Source organism: Cerasicoccus arenae, assembly GCF_014651635.1.
Classification (GTDB): Bacteria; Verrucomicrobiota; Verrucomicrobiia; order Opitutales; family Cerasicoccaceae; genus Cerasicoccus; species Cerasicoccus arenae.
On record NZ_BMXG01000007.1, the window covers coordinates 172,624 to 187,871 of the forward strand.

Below are 15,248 nucleotides of genomic sequence, written 5' to 3' on the forward strand. Positions count from 1 at the left end.
GGTGAACCCTAAGACGCGCTGGCTAGGTTCTTCGATACATACTTGAACAGGTATTCAAACTGCTTTTGCTTGATGCCCGCGACATGGACCCGACCCAGCCCCCACCAGATTGTAAACATCTCTAGGAAGTCAGGCGGGATCTTCTTGCGGTAATCGATGATCAAATGCCAATGCGGATATCCGTCTTCATGAAACTCCAGCTTCCACGCCCAGGCGAACGGCCCGATTGCTTTCCTCACACGCGCTAAGAAACGTCGCATCCGCTTCCTGCCCTTCTCAAAGGCCACCTTCTCCGAAACGAAGCCGTGCCCGTCCGTGGTCAGCGTGAGAAACTTGCATCGCTTAAGGACCGGAAGGCCCTGCGCTCGATCTCACGCCGTTTCAAATAGACGCCCCGTTTAGTAAACCAGTTCGCGCCATGAAAGGCTGTCGCTTTCTCCAAATCCAGCTCTTTCCTCAAAAATGCGATCACCGTTTTCTTCCATCATTACAATTTAAACAAAATCAGAAATTAGACCTCAACTCGCCGTGGTTATGATTGACATGGGGATGATTTGTTCAGGCAAAATGTAACGTTATTTTTCTTGGTATGGTTGTTGAAAGTCTCCATCCTAGGGGCAATGACTGGTTACTTAAGAGGGGGAAATGGCCCAATGGATTGGGCTCGGGATGTTTTGAACGTGGCCATTGTGCGCTGCGTGAGCGTGTTGACCATGATTGTAATCGTGGCAGGTGCTAGCGGAAGGCTCCACGCCGACTGGGAGGACAGCTATAGCACGTCGGGCACGATCAGTGTCACCGATGATAACGGCACGCTAAAGGCGACGAGCACATTAGAAAACTCCCCGACGCTGCCAGCGACGCTTCAACTGAAGAGCGGCGATAGCCTGATATTTCAACCGATTGAAGCAACTGTTAGCGGGACCGGGTCTTACACCACCGATGACACGTCACTGGTCGATGGTGTCAGCAAATTTTACAACGGCAATCAACCGCTCCAGATCACCAGTTCGGCCGATTTGTCGTGGACAACCTCCAGGCTTTTCACTGAGCATCAGGGGACACCTTATGTGGGCAATGGCGTTTTATTTGCCCAGTTGAACCTGATTGAAGGCGGCGTCATTCCGCAAGGTATCAACATCGGAATCGACCTTACGCACTCGGGCAATATTACTTTGGATTCTACGGTGAGCCACGTCCTGTCTCCCAATATACCAACCTTTGCAGATGTGAGTGGCATCCTGGCGGTGTCGGGAAATCAACCGGGTGTGGATTTCGCGGGGCCAGCCTATGGTGCGGTGTCGGTGACCACGCAGAGCGGATCAACGATCGATGTCACAAGCAATCCCAGTGACTCGACGAAACCGGTTTTAGCGGCTGGCGTCATGGCGGGCACCTCCTACGCCGGCTACGCTTACTCAGAACCAACCATGATCGATATCGAGCACGGGGGAGACATCTCTGTGACGTCCGATCAAGGGGTGGGCATCCTCGCGACTGGAACGGTTGCAGCCGGTGTCGTGCAGCAGGATCCCGCTTCAGTAGTAGGTACCGGGGCTGACGTGAATGTCACCTTGAAGCAGAGCGGGTCGATTACCACATCGGGTAAAACCGGGATCGGTATCATGGCGTTCAACCAAACGTTTTCCCACATCGGATCGGGTGATTTCCATTCGGGCGTGGTGAATGTCGACCTGCAGAACGGAACGGCTCCGCTGAAGACGGGGGGCACGGATTCAATTTTTTCATTTGGCGTATTAGCCGTTTCATCCGGAAGCACCCAGGGCGTTGATCCGTTTGGCTTATCAGAAACCGGTGTTTGGGAATCTCAGGCTGGCTCAGTGGGCGGCAAGGCAGAAGTTAACAGTGATCGTGCGATCGAGACAGCGGGCGAGTTGTCCATTGGCATTGCCGCCTTCAGTGCGGGAGTCGCGGTGGTCACTGGTGTCCAGGGAGATGCCGGTGTAGCCACATACCTTGGCAACTCCGACTCGGATTTTAGTGGTGGCGGTGGAGAGATCGTCGTTACCACCACGGAGAATGGCACCATCACCACTGTTGGGGAAAATGCTACGGGTATCCATGCCAGCAGTGTCCCCGTTGGTGGCGTTGTTTACAACGACATCGACAGTTCGCTCAAATTGGACGGTAGCGGCGATTCGGGTTTGATCCTTGGTGATATCGATTCTGCCTCCTCCTCCAGCTCCGATGCCGCGCACGGCGGCAAGGTCAGGATTACTACCGGTGCGGATATCGCCACGGGTGACGGCAATGGCGCGGGTGTCGCCTCGGCCGCGGTCGTTGCTCAGAGCATTGGCGGCGGCGGCGGCAGCGCTGGGGGTAAGTCATCGTTCCTCATCGGCGGCAGCGGTGGCTCTGGTGGTGATGGCGGCGAGATCAGCATTACCCAGAACAGCGGCGGGACGATTACCACGAACGACGAGAAGTCGATTGGCATTTTAGCGCATTCCATCGGTGGTGGCGGGGGCAACGGCACCAATGCCGAGGGCCTGTTCATTTCGATTGGCGGCAAAGGCGGTGACGGCGGTGACGGCGGTACTGTAACGGCCAACATTCAGGATAATATTACAACCCATGATGACTATTCCGGGGGCACGTTGCTGCAATCCATCGGTGGCGGCGGCGGCCACGGCGGGTCAGCGACTACTTGGGGAAGAGATATTGGGATTGGCATCGGCGGTAGTGGCGGTTCTGGCGGCTCCGGCGGCGAGGTTGCAGCCAATGCGGCCTCGGGCACAAAGATTACCACAGTTGGCGAAGACTCTACGGGTATGCTGCTGCATTCGGTTGGCGGCGGTGGTGGCCACGGTGGTACGGCCACCAGCTACGAGGCCGGAACCCTATTGACACTTTCTTTGGCCTTGGGCGGTAGCGGCGGCGATGGTGGCGAAGGCGGCGTGGTACTGGCAAACAACGCTGGAACGATTTCCACCGGAGTGCCGCTGCTTCATTCAGGCGGTAACTCGGCCGGCATCGTCGCGCAGTCCGTTGGCGGTGGCGGCGGCCACGGCGGGTCAGCGTCCGCGAAATCCTATGACCTCAATCTAATCGATGAAGTCCCGAACCTGGATGCGACAATAGCCATTGGTGGCTCAGGTGACCCGGGTGGCGACGGTGGAATAACTACGATCAATAACACCGGCTCCATTACAACCCACGGCGGGCTGTCTGCGGGGGTTATCAGCCATTCGATTGGCGGCGGCGGTGGAAGCGGCGGTAAGTCCGACGTTGTTTCACACCTGATCAACATTGCTACAGAAAGCGCGAAGATTAATTTGGCAATCGGTGGAAGTGCCTCCGCTGCTGGCTCTGGCTCGGATGCGATTGCCAGCAATGGCGACCAGTCCGGCAGTTCCGCGAGCATCGCGACTACGGGCAATAATTCAGCCGGGATGGTGGTTCAATCCATTGGGGGCGGTGGTGGCCATGGTGGGCATGGCGATGTCGAATCGCCGGTAAGGGATTGGAGCAAAAGCGAAGAGAAAGAGGCGAAAACTTTAGACGTTTCGTTGAGCATTGGTGGCTCCGGCGGCAAGGGCGGTTCTGGTGGAACTACCATTGGCGAAAACTTTGGCTCGATTTCGACGGATGGCACTGCGTCTCCGGGCATCATCGCTCAGTCAATTGGCGGCGGGGGCGGCGTTGGCCGAACAGCCAGCGCCGATGGCGGCAATACCATTAACACTGACAATTTAACCATCGGAGGTTCCGGTGGTGACGGAGGCGCAGGCGGTGAAGTGGCGGTCTCTAACAGCGGTTCCATTCAAACAAGTGGTGGCGATTCCGTGGGTATTATCGCGCAATCCGTCGGCGGTGGCGGTGGCGACGGTGGTAGGGCCGAGTCGAAGTCAAATTTGGACCTCATTGACCAAGGTCTGGCCCTCGTGCATCCAGAAAATGCTTGGAGTGCCGATGTCGCCGTAGGCGGGCACGGCGGTAGTGGCAACGGTTCCGGTCAGGTCGGTGTCGAAAACCAGAGTGGCGCGAGTATTGAGACGTCCGGTTCACGTTCCTTTGGGGTGCACGCCCAATCCATCAGCGGCGGTGGCGGTCGGGGTGGTGCGGCGTCAACCATTACTGATTCGGCCTTCAATCAAGCCTTTACGGACAAGGGCCAATACACCGCAGAACTGTCTATTGCGGGCAGTGGCAAATCCTCCTCGCCAACACCAGGTGAATTGGAAGTCAAAAATGACGGTAAAATCACGACCACTGGTTACGACGCGCACGGCATTCTGGCCCAATCTGTAAATGGTGGCGGTGGTTCTGGAGGTGTAGGATCGACAGATACGTATGTCGACATATCAATGGGCGTTGCCATTGATGGCACCTCGGGCGGCCATGGTGACGGGGGTTCAGTAATCGTCTCCAGTAGTGATTCCATTAGCACCACGGGTACACACGCTGCCGGGATTGTGGCTCAGAGTATCGGTGCAGGTGGCGGTCACGCCAGCGTTGGTAGTGATAGGCCCAACGGGAAAGTATCGGCTGTGGAGGCCTACGGTCTTCAGACACATATCATGATGGGAAATAGCAATAGTTCGACGTCAGGCGATGGTGGGGATGTAGAGATTAATTTGAATCTGGCAGATTCGAATGTCACCTCGATGGTGTCGACGAATGGTAACTGGGCCTTTGGCGTCGTTGCGCAAAGCGTGGGCGCGGGTGGCGGTAAAGCGAGTGTCATCTCGGGGGCGCAAAGCAATGCCTATAATTCCATCACATCAGTTCAATTAGGGGCCGATGCGGGCACAGGGGCCGGCGGTTATGTACAGGCCAATTTGTTGACGAACTCTACGGTTAGCACGAAAGGCTACGGTGCTTCGGGTGTTATTTTGCAGTCAATTGGCGGCGGCGGCGGGATTGCAACGATTGCTTCGCAGGATTACGAATACACAGAAAGCAGCCTTAATGTGCCCATTCAAGTGGGTTCCGGCAGAGGCACAATCAAAGGGGGCGGCGGTAATGTAACCCTTCTGGGCGATACCACTGTCACGACAGATGGGGACTACGCACATGGTATTGTCATGCAGTCCATTGCGGGCGGCGGTGGCCTTTTTGGGGCGGGCACTGAAAACGCGCCGTCCAACACCGACCAACCTCTGTCTGTCTTAATGGGCTCTAACACGGACGCCGATAACAATGGCGGCGAGGTCGTCATGACGGCGAAGTTGAACGTTTCGACCAAGGGTGATAATGCCTTCGGCGTCGTAGCGCAATCGATCGGCGGGGGCGGTGGCATGGCCATGGGGAGTAATCTTACTACCAACAATTCCTTTTTAGGTGACAACGGCGGGTCGGACCGCGATGGGGGTACAGTTAGTGTCTCGCTGGCGCAGGACTCCGAGATCACGACCACCGGGCAGGCCGCGCATGCCATCGTGGCTCAATCGATTGGTGGCGGTGGCGGTATCATTCAACCCACAGCCTCAACATCCGACGCTCTCGCAAGCAACCTGATCTACTATTCATCGGATGCTCATGGTTACGGTGGTGATGTCACCATCACCACCGAAGGCTCAATCACCACGCATGGTGTCGGGGCCATTGGGGTCGTCGGGCAAGTGATCGGCGGTGGTGGCGGAATTTCTGGCCATCTCGCTGGCTCAACCGGTGGCGATGGGTCCTCATCGAAAGCCAGCGATAATGGAAAATTGATGATCACCCAAAACGGCATGCTGACCACCAACGGTGTGAATGCGTATGGGATTTTTGCCCAGAATGTTACGGCAAATGGTTCGAATGGGAATGACATCACCGTGGTGGTTAATGGCACCGTTAAGGTAAATGATGACAATGGTGTCGGTGTTCATTTCTCGGGCGGAAGCAGCAACAACACGCTTACGATCAACGGCTCGGTCGATGCACATACGGTTATGAACTTCTATGACTATGGCGATAGTTCCGTAACGCCGACGGTGAACAATAACGGCACGGCCAGTGGCAACATCAATTTAGTCACTGGAAATGACAGTGCCGGGACGTTTAATAATTACGGAAAGTTTTACGTTGGAGATGAAATTGGCGGCATTATCAACAATCACGGAGATCTGCTTGTAGGAACCTTGGGGAGTGAGCATGGAATCAAAACGGTTGTTCACACGGAATTTAATCAAAGCGCAGAAGGTCAGTTGATTTTCGATATCTTTGGTGCTGAAAATCACGATTTACTTATTTTCAATGACAACGTAACCGGTTCATTGATGGGATCTATTGTTGCCATGTTCGATGACGATTTTACGCCAGAAGTGGGTGACGTATTCACACTCATGCAAGGAATTAAAGACATCGAATTGGGTGAGAAAGTTCTCAGCTCAATGCAGGTAGAGGGCCTGGCAGAGCACTTCGAGTGGTCTGCGAAACTGGGTGCTGACTATACCGTCAACCTCCTGATCAACGTTCCGGAGCCCTCAACCTACGCATTGTTTGCCTCAGTGCTGATTGGATTAGCAGCCATGGTTTATCGGCGAAAGAGTGCTACCCGAAAATGATTATGCAACCTAATCTGAAGGTGCGAAACCAACCATAGCAAGTATGTCATTGGGCCGTTGGCGTGATCAGTTCGAATTTTTAAGTGTGTTTGGCCTGCCTCCCCCCCCCTCAAAAAAAAGACAGCCGATATTTTTGGTTCAGCAAACTTTATCACATCAAAGTAATCGCAAGCTTTGATGCTCTGGCCGGAATCACGCACATCGCTTGAATTGTTATTTGTCCCACTAGAAAGCGACCAAATGAGAGTAATTGAACAGGTCTCAAGGCTCCTCGTTAACTTAGACTTGTTCCCTCCGCAGTTCTCGGACATCACTGCTTCCGCGTATGGCCGATACCGATCCAGAGACAGCACCAATTTTGGTGGATATCATTCTTCCCATTGAACAATCCGATGACAGGGACGTTCAACGCACGGCATTGGCCTCCAAACTCGAGGTATCAGCCGACCGAGTGATTGATTTTCGACTGCGCAAACACTCAATCGACGCGCGCCAAAAACAAATCAAAGCGCAGCTCCGTTTTGAAGTTGGTCTCGACAAGGCACTTCCGCCCGAGCCAGTTCTCAACCCGGATTACCCATCTGTCACCAAGTCCTCACCTGCCGTCATCATCGTAGGCTGCGGCCCCGCTGGCCTCTTTGCCGGGCTTCGCTGCTTAGAGCGCGGATTAAAGCCAATCCTGCTCGAACGCGGTAAGGATGCCTCAGCTCGCCGCTTCGACCTCGGGCCCATTCTAAAGCAAGGCATTGTTATCGAGGACTCCAACTACTGCTTCGGCGAAGGTGGAGCTGGCACATTCTCGGATGGCAAACTCTACACCCGCGCCACCAAACGTGGTCCAGTTCGCACCATTTACGAAACTCTTGTGGCACACGGTGCTCCCGAGCGTATCCTGATCGACGCCCACCCACACATCGGCTCCAACCTCTTGCCTAAGGTCGTCATGGCGATGCGTGAATCCATCATCTCCGCTGGCGGTGAAGTGCATTTCGGTGCCAAAGTCACCGACTTTCTCGTCACAGGGCAAAAGATTGAAGGTGTGCAAACTGCCGACGGACGCGTGTTCCGCGCCAACCATACGATCCTCGCAACCGGACACTCAGCGCGCGACATCTACCAACTCCTTCACCGCAAGGGCATTCAACTCGAGCAAAAGCCCTTTGCCGTAGGGGTCCGCATTGAGCACCCGCAACCGCTGATCGACAGCTTACAGTACCACTACAAAAACGGCCAAGAGCGTCCGCTCTACCTACCCGCAGCCAGCTACCGGCTCGCCACTAAGATTGATGATCGCGGCGTTCACTCCTTCTGCATGTGCCCAGGCGGATTCATCGTGCCAGCAGCCACCGAAAACGACGAAGTCGTAGTCAATGGAATGAGCCTCGCCCGACGTGATTCCCCCTTCGCAAACAGCGGTATGGTCGTCACCGTAGAGCCAGAAGACACCGCTCCCTTTCAGACAGAACATGGTGTCCTAGCCGGAATCGCCTTTCAAAAGCATCTCGAAATGGTCGCCAAAACATCAGGTGGCGGCGGGCAAATGGCTCCTGGGCAACGTGTGACTGATTTCCTGGAAGGCAAAGACTCCGCAAACTTACCCGTCACCAGCTATTTTCCCGGCATTAAAGCGGCCCGTATCGATAAGCTTCTGCCCGAATGGATTGTTCGCCGCATGCGCCGTGGCCTCACCATATTTGGAAAGCAGATGCGCGGCTACATCACCGAAGACTGCAACCTAATCGGCTTCGAAACCCGCACCAGTTCCCCTGTTCGCATTCCGCGTGATCCAACAAGTTTACAGCACCCCGAAATTCAAGGTCTCTACCCTTGCGCGGAGGGTGCTGGCTATGCAGGTGGTATCGTCAGCGCTGCGCTGGATGGCATTCGCTGTGCCGATGCGGTCAATAGCCACCAAACTGCGCATAAGCTAATGCCTCGGCGCGCAAATTGACTAATGATGGGCATCGAGATACCTTGAGCACGTTTACTCAAGCTTGGCTCCTGATGTTAGCTGACTTTCGTCGAAGCGCGGTAGTAGACCTCTCCAGGAACCGTAACGTTAAAGTTCTTAGTCAATATTTCAGGTTGATGGATCAGAAAATGGGATGCGAGAACGCCTATGGAATATCAGTTCGGGCCATAGGTGGTGATCTGCTCAGTTTTGAACACTGGTAGATTATTAAAGCCGGTGAAATGCAGTTTTGATACGCATCCCCGAAGAAGCTGGTGTGACACGCTCCCGAGTGGCTCTGCGCTTTGGGTTCCCCAAAACCCGAGCCTGATTCAGAGTAGTCAGTTCAGTTGCTCAAGACATCTCCACAATGCCTTCCATTTTTAGCTATCAAAACTGAAGCCGCATGCCAGACCACGACTAAATTCCGCCAAAAGCTTGACCTCTGTCCGCAATCGCTAGTCTTGGACAGATGGCATTATCTTTCGATCTCGGTCGCCAACTCGACGCACAACTCCGCCAAGCAGCTGAAGGCCTCGCCGCCTTCAGCAACGACTTTGCGCCAGAAGTGCGCCCAGCAGACCCACGTTTTGGCGACTTCCAGGCCAATGGGGTCTTGGCTTTTGCCAAAAAGGCCAAAGCTAATCCACGTCAGCTTGCGACACAGCTCGTGGATGCATTGATCGCCCTAGACGGTTTTTCAGGTGCCTTAGTTCAGCCGAAAAAAGGCGAACCTACCCCCCCCCCCAACGGCATTGACTACAGCATCGAAATTGCCGGCCCCGGTTTCATCAACTTCCGCGCATCTACAGGCGTCTTGGCACAATGGCTGGGAGATTTTCGCGATGAAGATGCCTTTAAGAAAGGCGCATCCAGCCGCTTTGAAGGTCGCAAGATCATTATTGACTACCCTAGCCCAAACACCGCCAAGCAAATGCATATCGGTCATCTGCGCCCGATGGTTATTGGCGAGGCCGTCGCCCGCATCCTCGAGTTTTGCGGGGCAAACGTTATCCGCGACAACCACATCGGCGACTGGGGCACCAATTTCGGTACGCTCATCATGGCCATTAAACGCGAGGGCGTCGACCTCGGTGCCTTGGGTGATAATGGACTGCCTGAGATCGAACGCCTCTATAAGCTAGGCACCGCGCTGGAAAAGGAGGACCCCGCTGTGCGTGATATCTCCCGCAATGAGCTGGTCCAGCTTCAGCAGGGTGATGCAGAAAACACCGCTATCTGGCAGCAAATCGTAGCACTCACAAATCTTGTTTTTGAAAAAACCTATGCCCGCATGGGCGTTACCCCCGACGTCACTCTGGGCGAATCCTTTTACTGCGACAAGGTCGACCGCATCTACACAGAACTGACCGAATGCGGCATTGCAGAAGAAAGTGACGGCGCACTGGTCGTCTGGCACGACGAGGTGAAGAAATTTGCGCGCGATAACGAACGCCCCTACCCGTTTAATATTCGTAAGCAGGATGGTGCCAGCAACTACGGTTCAACCGACTTGGCCACCGTGCTTTACCGCGTTGAACATTTCAAGGCCGACGAGATTGTTTACATTACTGGCGGGCCCCAACAGGACCACTTCGAGCAGCTTTTCCTGACTGTAGACAAGTGGTTTACTTGCAAAGACTACTCAAAGCCGCAGTTGGAGCACGTCTGGTTTGGTACCATTCTTGGTGAAGACGGCAAGGCAATCCGTACCCGTAGCGGCGAATCAATTCAGTTAGCCAGCTTGCTTGACGAAGCCGTGGCTCGCGCCTCAAAAATGGCCGCTGAGAAGACAAAATCCCCAGATCTCACGGATGAAGAAAAGGCCGCCATTGCAGAAGCCGTAGGCGTAGGTGCTGTGCGCTATGCAGATCTTTCGCAGAACCGCACGCAGGACTACGTTTTTGCCTGGGACAAGCTCTTGGCCTTTGAGGGCAACACCGCACCTTACCTCCAAATGCAGGGTGCGCGTATCCATTCGATCTTACGCAAATTAGGCCTCCAGCCGGGCGAAGGAGAGGAAGGCGCATCAGCATTGGAAACGGACACGGAGTTGGCATTGGCGCGTAAGCTTTTGAATTTCCCCGTCGCTCTCGAAATGGCGATCAGCGACCTGCGTCCGCATCATCTCTGCACATATCTTTTTGAATTGGCGGGGGCGTTTTCCTCCTTCTTCAGTGCTGACCACGTAATGGTCGATGAACCTGACATTAAAGCCCGCCGCGTCATGCTTTGCGCTCGGACACTAGCTGCCTTGGAAACCGGATTACACCTGCTAGGTATTCAGACATTGCAGCGAATGTAGCGGCACCATTTGCAGTGTGGGAGGAGAAGTTAAAGCAAAAATGCACCGAGTGGGGACATTCGCGTGTTATTCGCCAATCGACTAGCAAAAAGTAAATCCCCATTCGGATGTACTCATATGGTAGCTTCTATACTTTTATTTAACCTCAAAACGTCAACTGACCTTTTTGAACGGCATCAGTGATCACAAGGCCCCACATCACAGCAACATTGAGCAGTGAGAAGAACACGGCTCCACTGCCCATGTCTTTGGCACGTTTGGCAAATGGATGTGTTTCTTGGGAAATGTAATCCACAGTCCATTCGAGGGCGGAGTTGCAAAGCTCCACGATGAGCACCAAAAAAACGGAGCCGATCATCAGTGCTTTGCCAAGAAGACCAACTGGTAAAAGAATCGCTGTTGGCACCAGAATACAGGCTAAAAGTGCTTCCTGACGGAAAGCCGACTCATGCTTCAGACTTGAGCCAATGCCCTCGAATGAATAAAATAGTGCATTCCAAATGCGCTTGAGACCACCGCGAGACTTGTCTTCACGGACGGGGGGGGGGGCGTTATTCTGCTGCAGCATGATTTGGAATTAAAGATGTGAGTAATAGCCGGGCAGGACTACGCATGGCAACGCATTAATCGACGAAGTTATTCAGTGCATAAGAGAATGCAAATATTCTTGAGACGTGATAAAAATGCTACAGCCTCAAAGCATTATACATGGAACATCTTCGCGACCCACATACCAAAGTCTACCCCGCAGGTGGAAATCTCTACAGTATTAGTGACTTGCTACACAGCATCACCGACCCTGAATACATGGTAGATGGCTTACCGCGGATTTCCGATTACCATTTCAAGGTGGGCGAACCGATTCGTTACCGACTGGATTCCAGCTTGGTTTCAATCCCTGGCGGCGAGGCTCTCACGCAGGAAGCAATAGAAGGCCTAATTTTCCCGCTGCTCGTTCCTGAGCGTATTGCAGAGATACAGGCCGGTGGACCAATTGACATCGACTGTGGCTACGAATTTGACGGCGACGAAGAGAAATATAATTTTCGCCTAAACGTTTTCCAAGATCGCCACGGCATGGCGGCGACCATGCGCATGCTCCCCCCCAAGCCACCGAGCATTGAACGCGTCGGCTTCCCATACGATGACATTTGGGAAGATTTAGTGAGCCTCAAGCAAGGTCTCGTACTGATATCCGGCATCACTGGTAGCGGCAAATCGACTACGATAGCGAGTATTCTCAATCACATTAATGAGACTCGTCCCGATCGAATTATTACGCTCGAAGACCCGATTGAATACCTTTACGAGAGCAAGGCCGCGATGATTTCCCAGCGCGAAGTCGGCGTCCACGTGGAATCCTTTGCCCGTGGTCTTCGTAGTGCATTGCGTGAAGACCCAGACATGATTTTTGTGGGTGAGATCCGCGACGTAGAAACCGCTGCGCTTGCGATCAGTGCTGCGGAAACGGGACACTTGGTTTTCTCCACCGTACACACACGGGACGCAATTGGCTCGGTCACGCGCCTGATCGACATGTTCCCGACTGGCCGTGAACGTGAATTAACCACCCAGCTCTCGATGAATTTGCGCACGGTCATTAGCCAAAAGCTGGTTCCCTCCGCAACGGGTAAAGGGCGTATCATTGCAATGGAAGTGCTGCGCAACATAGCTGGCGTTGGCAACTTGATCCGGAGTGGTAAAATTCATCAGCTGTATTCCTCAATGGAAACAAAAGGCTCGGAAGGCATGATCACCATGGAACAGGCGCTGCTTGAGCTATACAATGATGGTAAGATCACCGCCGAAACCGCCCTCGCCTTCGCTAATCGTGAAGAAATCGCCGATCGGCTTTAATTTCGATTCGACCGCTTGAGCGCTTGTTTTTCTTGCCAAAAAAGCAGCGTAGTCGGAATCACCTGCATCGTTATGATCAGGATTGATAGCGACAACAGTGCCGAAATGCTGGCTTCATAGAAGAGCCAGATAGATCCCAGCCACCAGCCTACTGCAGCCGCCCTTAAATAGGGGCGCGGATCAATCATGGCCTGAATGAAGAAACCAACGCCCATCAGCACGGCAAAGATCGCAGGCAGGAGAAAAGGACTCATCCCCCCCAAACCAACCGCAACGACTCCGAATAGCGCCATGGCCGCGATACAGGCTGCCCATATGCCTCGCACCAAGCGACTCGTTAAAGGTGTACGGTGAAATTCTTCGAGTGTCACTTTGCCATAGACGAAAGAACAGACCGCGCCAAAGAGAAATGAAGGTAACCAAATGAAGAGTCCGCCATCTACCGGCACGTCATAATTCAAGATGGCCCATTGCAGCAAAGAGCATTTGGCAAGGATCAGCCCCCAGAACACCAAAAGCAACATGCGCGATACGGCCACTTGGCTGGTTCGCTCCAAAGCGATTTCCATTTCAGCCTTTTCGGCGGTGGGTCTGCGTGCAATTGCAACCATTCTTAACTAATACGCTGAGTCCACTTACAATGCAATATCCAGAGAGAAGATTTTCCACGATTGATTTTCTGCAAGAGCTTGGCATTTTGGGCCAAATGATTACTCACGTTGTTGTTTTTTGGCTAGATAAGCCCTATGGTGAAAACCGTGAGCGCCTTTTGGCCGCCACAAAGTTACTCGGAAAGATCGCTGGGGCAGATAATTTCCGCGCAGGCGTTACGGTTCCCAGTTCACGTGGCGTAGTGGATGACAGTTTTGCCGTCGCCATTTCCATGGACTTTGCTGATCAGGAAGCAGCGGACAGCTACCAAGCGCATCCCGAGCATCAGAAATTCATACAAGAGGCCGTAAAACCTTTGGTTAAGCGATTCGTTGTCTATGATTTTGGTGAAGCTTGAGCTATCTCTGACTTTTCTTAGACGATTGACTACGCACGCCGTTGTCGGTAGTTTGATCGTATGAGCGATGAGCGGGAAAACAACGGGGAAGACCGTCGGCCAATGAGCGACCGACGCACTTTTGCGTCGAAATTTGAAAACAAGGAACCAGAACCCGATTTAAATTCGCCTCTCCAAACAGACTCAGTTCCTACCGATCAGCCTCCAAAGCGGCTCTTAGATCCAGAGCCAAGATTAGGCAAAGATCTTAGTCATCAGAACTTCTCTTCGACGCCGGGTAAACTCGGTCGGTTGGAGGGCGACAGCCCACTTGAGCGCCTGCGACCATATTTAGTCATCAGTTTGCTCGCTATATTTTTCATTGCAATTGTTGCCTATAATTTAGCTCACAGAGACGAACTAAAGTCCCAAGTAAGCGTAGAAAACAAAGAAAACGTGGTGGAGACTTTGCCAGCGGTCCTTCCACTGAGTTCAAGACGGGATGACGGCGTGCTTAATCAAGCTATTGGTGTGACCGAAGACAACACCATCACTCTTGGGGGGTATGAGCGACTGAAGCGGCTTTCCTCAATCATTTTGCGTGGACAAATACAGATAAGCGGGGAAATTTTCTCCTTCAATCTCTTTGGTCGACGTCCGAATTACTATCGCCTCGTTTGCCAAATCAATGATGCCGATCAATATATTGTTGGCTTTGACGGCAAGACGGCTTGGGAAGAATACAAACGAGAGGGCTCATCAGTAAAAAGTACCACACTGAGTAAACAACAAGAGCAAGAAATTCGATCCATTGCCGATTTTGACCTCCCTCCGCAAAAGTATATACTCGCGAGCGAGTATTCTGTTGATCGTCATACGCCAACGATGACTGCAACTTACGTAACTCGCGAGCTCATCGACAACACAATGTACGATATCATCCAGATCAAAGAAGATGGTAAGCCAGCGATTACATGCTTCTTAGGATCCAGCAATAATCTACTCTATCAGACCATCGTAAGAGTCGAAGGCATTGAGCAACGGGTAGTTTACGAAAACTATCGTAAAATTGATGGGGTTTATGTCCCCTTCCATCGCGAGCAATATACCGATGGAAAGCTTGTCGCCACAATTCAAATAGAATCTGCGGACTTCAATCCTGGTACGTTAATCGGGTTATTTTCTCAGCCAAATTCGCCGAGTCAATAAGCCTATCATCGCCATTTAATGACAACTCACTGAGAACATCTGGATTCCCTAAAGAGCCACGTCTCCGTTCTCGCTTGTGCGAATTCGAGTGGCAGATTCCATTGGAATAACAAAGATTTTCCCGTCACCAATTTTACCTGTGCGGGCAGCAGAACAGACGGCCTCAATGGCCACGTCCAATTTATCATCCGTTACAGCGATAAAGAGAATTAGCTTGGGGAGAAAATCGACACGATATTCATTACCACGATATATTTCCGTATGGCCCTTCTGGCGACCAAATCCCTTGATTTCGGCCAAGGTCATGCCTTCAACGCCTGCGTTTTGCAAAGCGGTTTTTACGTCATCGAGACGGAATGGTTTAATAATGGCTGTTACGAGCTTCATGAGTGAATGATTTTGGGAGGGAGCGGCGGGGGATTGGCC

The 15,248-nt window shown here is 52.9% G+C and carries 10 protein-coding genes; 6 read left to right on the forward strand and 4 right to left on the reverse strand.

Translation table 11 applies throughout. The annotated features are described in order from the left end of the window. Nucleotides 1-8: 8 nt before the first annotated feature. A complete protein-coding gene (locus IE065_RS07560) occupies nucleotides 9-323 on the reverse strand; it encodes a rolling circle replication-associated protein (protein WP_425491889.1) in 315 nt (104 codons plus the stop codon). A gap of 330 nt (nucleotides 324-653) precedes the next feature. On the opposite strand from IE065_RS07560, the gene IE065_RS07565 reads away from it, so the two are divergent. The 3 genes from IE065_RS07565 to argS all read left to right on the forward strand — a co-directional run bounded on the left by IE065_RS07565 (nucleotide 654) and on the right by argS (nucleotide 10,768). Continuing rightward, on the forward strand, nucleotides 654-6,512 hold the full coding sequence (locus IE065_RS07565; protein WP_189513512.1) for a PEP-CTERM sorting domain-containing protein: 5,859 nt from the start codon (nucleotides 654-656) through the stop codon (nucleotides 6,510-6,512). A 325-nt stretch (nucleotides 6,513-6,837) separates the two neighbouring features. After that, entirely contained in the window at nucleotides 6,838-8,463 is a 1,626-nt protein-coding gene (locus IE065_RS07570) for an NAD(P)/FAD-dependent oxidoreductase (RefSeq protein WP_189513513.1), read from the forward strand. A 472-nt stretch (nucleotides 8,464-8,935) separates the two neighbouring features. Next, nucleotides 8,936-10,768: an arginine--tRNA ligase gene (argS, locus tag IE065_RS07575; RefSeq protein WP_189513514.1), complete on the forward strand. Its 1,833-nt coding sequence runs from the start codon at nucleotides 8,936-8,938 to the stop codon at nucleotides 10,766-10,768. 145 nt (nucleotides 10,769-10,913) lie between these two features. Here the strand turns inward: argS and IE065_RS07580 are convergent, their stop codons facing one another. Further along, nucleotides 10,914-11,336, reverse strand: coding sequence for a diacylglycerol kinase (locus IE065_RS07580; RefSeq protein WP_189513515.1), 423 nt, complete (start codon nucleotides 11,334-11,336; stop codon nucleotides 10,914-10,916). Nucleotides 11,337-11,476: 140 nt separating this feature from the next. Here IE065_RS07580 and IE065_RS07585 point away from each other — a divergent pair, with 140 nt between their 5' ends. Further along, nucleotides 11,477-12,625, forward strand: a complete 1,149-nt coding sequence (locus IE065_RS07585; RefSeq protein ID WP_189513517.1) for a type IV pilus twitching motility protein PilT — start codon at nucleotides 11,477-11,479, stop codon at nucleotides 12,623-12,625. Here the strand turns inward: IE065_RS07585 and IE065_RS07590 are convergent. Then, a complete protein-coding gene (locus IE065_RS07590) occupies nucleotides 12,622-13,236 on the reverse strand; it encodes a hypothetical protein (protein ID WP_189513519.1) in 615 nt (204 codons plus the stop codon). The two genes, IE065_RS07585 and IE065_RS07590, sit on opposite strands and share 4 nt — an antisense overlap. Nucleotides 13,237-13,265: 29 nt before the next feature. Here IE065_RS07590 and IE065_RS07595 point away from each other — a divergent pair, with 29 nt between their 5' ends. Together IE065_RS07595 and IE065_RS07600 are read left to right on the forward strand one after the other, a co-directional pair. Next, nucleotides 13,266-13,634 carry a Dabb family protein gene (locus IE065_RS07595; protein WP_189513521.1) on the forward strand — a complete coding sequence of 123 codons (369 nt, stop codon included), beginning with the start codon at nucleotides 13,266-13,268 and terminating at the stop codon, nucleotides 13,632-13,634. 102 nt (nucleotides 13,635-13,736) lie between these two features. After that, on the forward strand, nucleotides 13,737-14,822 hold the full coding sequence (locus IE065_RS07600; protein ID WP_189513523.1) for a hypothetical protein: 1,086 nt from the start codon (nucleotides 13,737-13,739) through the stop codon (nucleotides 14,820-14,822). Between the two features lie 48 nt (nucleotides 14,823-14,870). Here IE065_RS07600 and IE065_RS07605 read toward each other — a convergent pair whose 3' ends face one another. Further along, the gene (locus IE065_RS07605) at nucleotides 14,871-15,209 is read right to left on the reverse strand and encodes a P-II family nitrogen regulator (protein WP_189513525.1); all 339 of its coding nucleotides are present in this window, start codon (nucleotides 15,207-15,209) and stop codon (nucleotides 14,871-14,873) included. Between the last annotated feature and the right edge of the window lie 39 nt (nucleotides 15,210-15,248).

What these genes read in the sequence shown, in the direction of transcription:
- IE065_RS07565 (WP_189513512.1), top strand. Translation starts at nt 654, where the DNA reads ATGGATTGGGCTCGGGATGTTTTGAACGTGGCCATTGTGCGCTGCGTG.
- IE065_RS07570 (WP_189513513.1), top strand. Translation starts at nt 6,838, where the DNA reads ATGGCCGATACCGATCCAGAGACAGCACCAATTTTGGTGGATATCATT.
- argS (WP_189513514.1), top strand. Translation starts at nt 8,936, where the DNA reads ATGGCATTATCTTTCGATCTCGGTCGCCAACTCGACGCACAACTCCGC.
- IE065_RS07580 (WP_189513515.1), bottom strand. Translation starts at nt 11,336, where the DNA reads ATGCTGCAGCAGAATAACGCCCCCCCCCCCGTCCGTGAAGACAAGTCT.
- IE065_RS07585 (WP_189513517.1), top strand. Translation starts at nt 11,477, where the DNA reads ATGGAACATCTTCGCGACCCACATACCAAAGTCTACCCCGCAGGTGGA.
- IE065_RS07590 (WP_189513519.1), bottom strand. Translation starts at nt 13,236, where the DNA reads ATGGTTGCAATTGCACGCAGACCCACCGCCGAAAAGGCTGAAATGGAA.
- IE065_RS07595 (WP_189513521.1), top strand. Translation starts at nt 13,266, where the DNA reads ATGCAATATCCAGAGAGAAGATTTTCCACGATTGATTTTCTGCAAGAG.
- IE065_RS07600 (WP_189513523.1), top strand. Translation starts at nt 13,737, where the DNA reads ATGAGCGACCGACGCACTTTTGCGTCGAAATTTGAAAACAAGGAACCA.
- IE065_RS07605 (WP_189513525.1), bottom strand. Translation starts at nt 15,209, where the DNA reads ATGAAGCTCGTAACAGCCATTATTAAACCATTCCGTCTCGATGACGTA.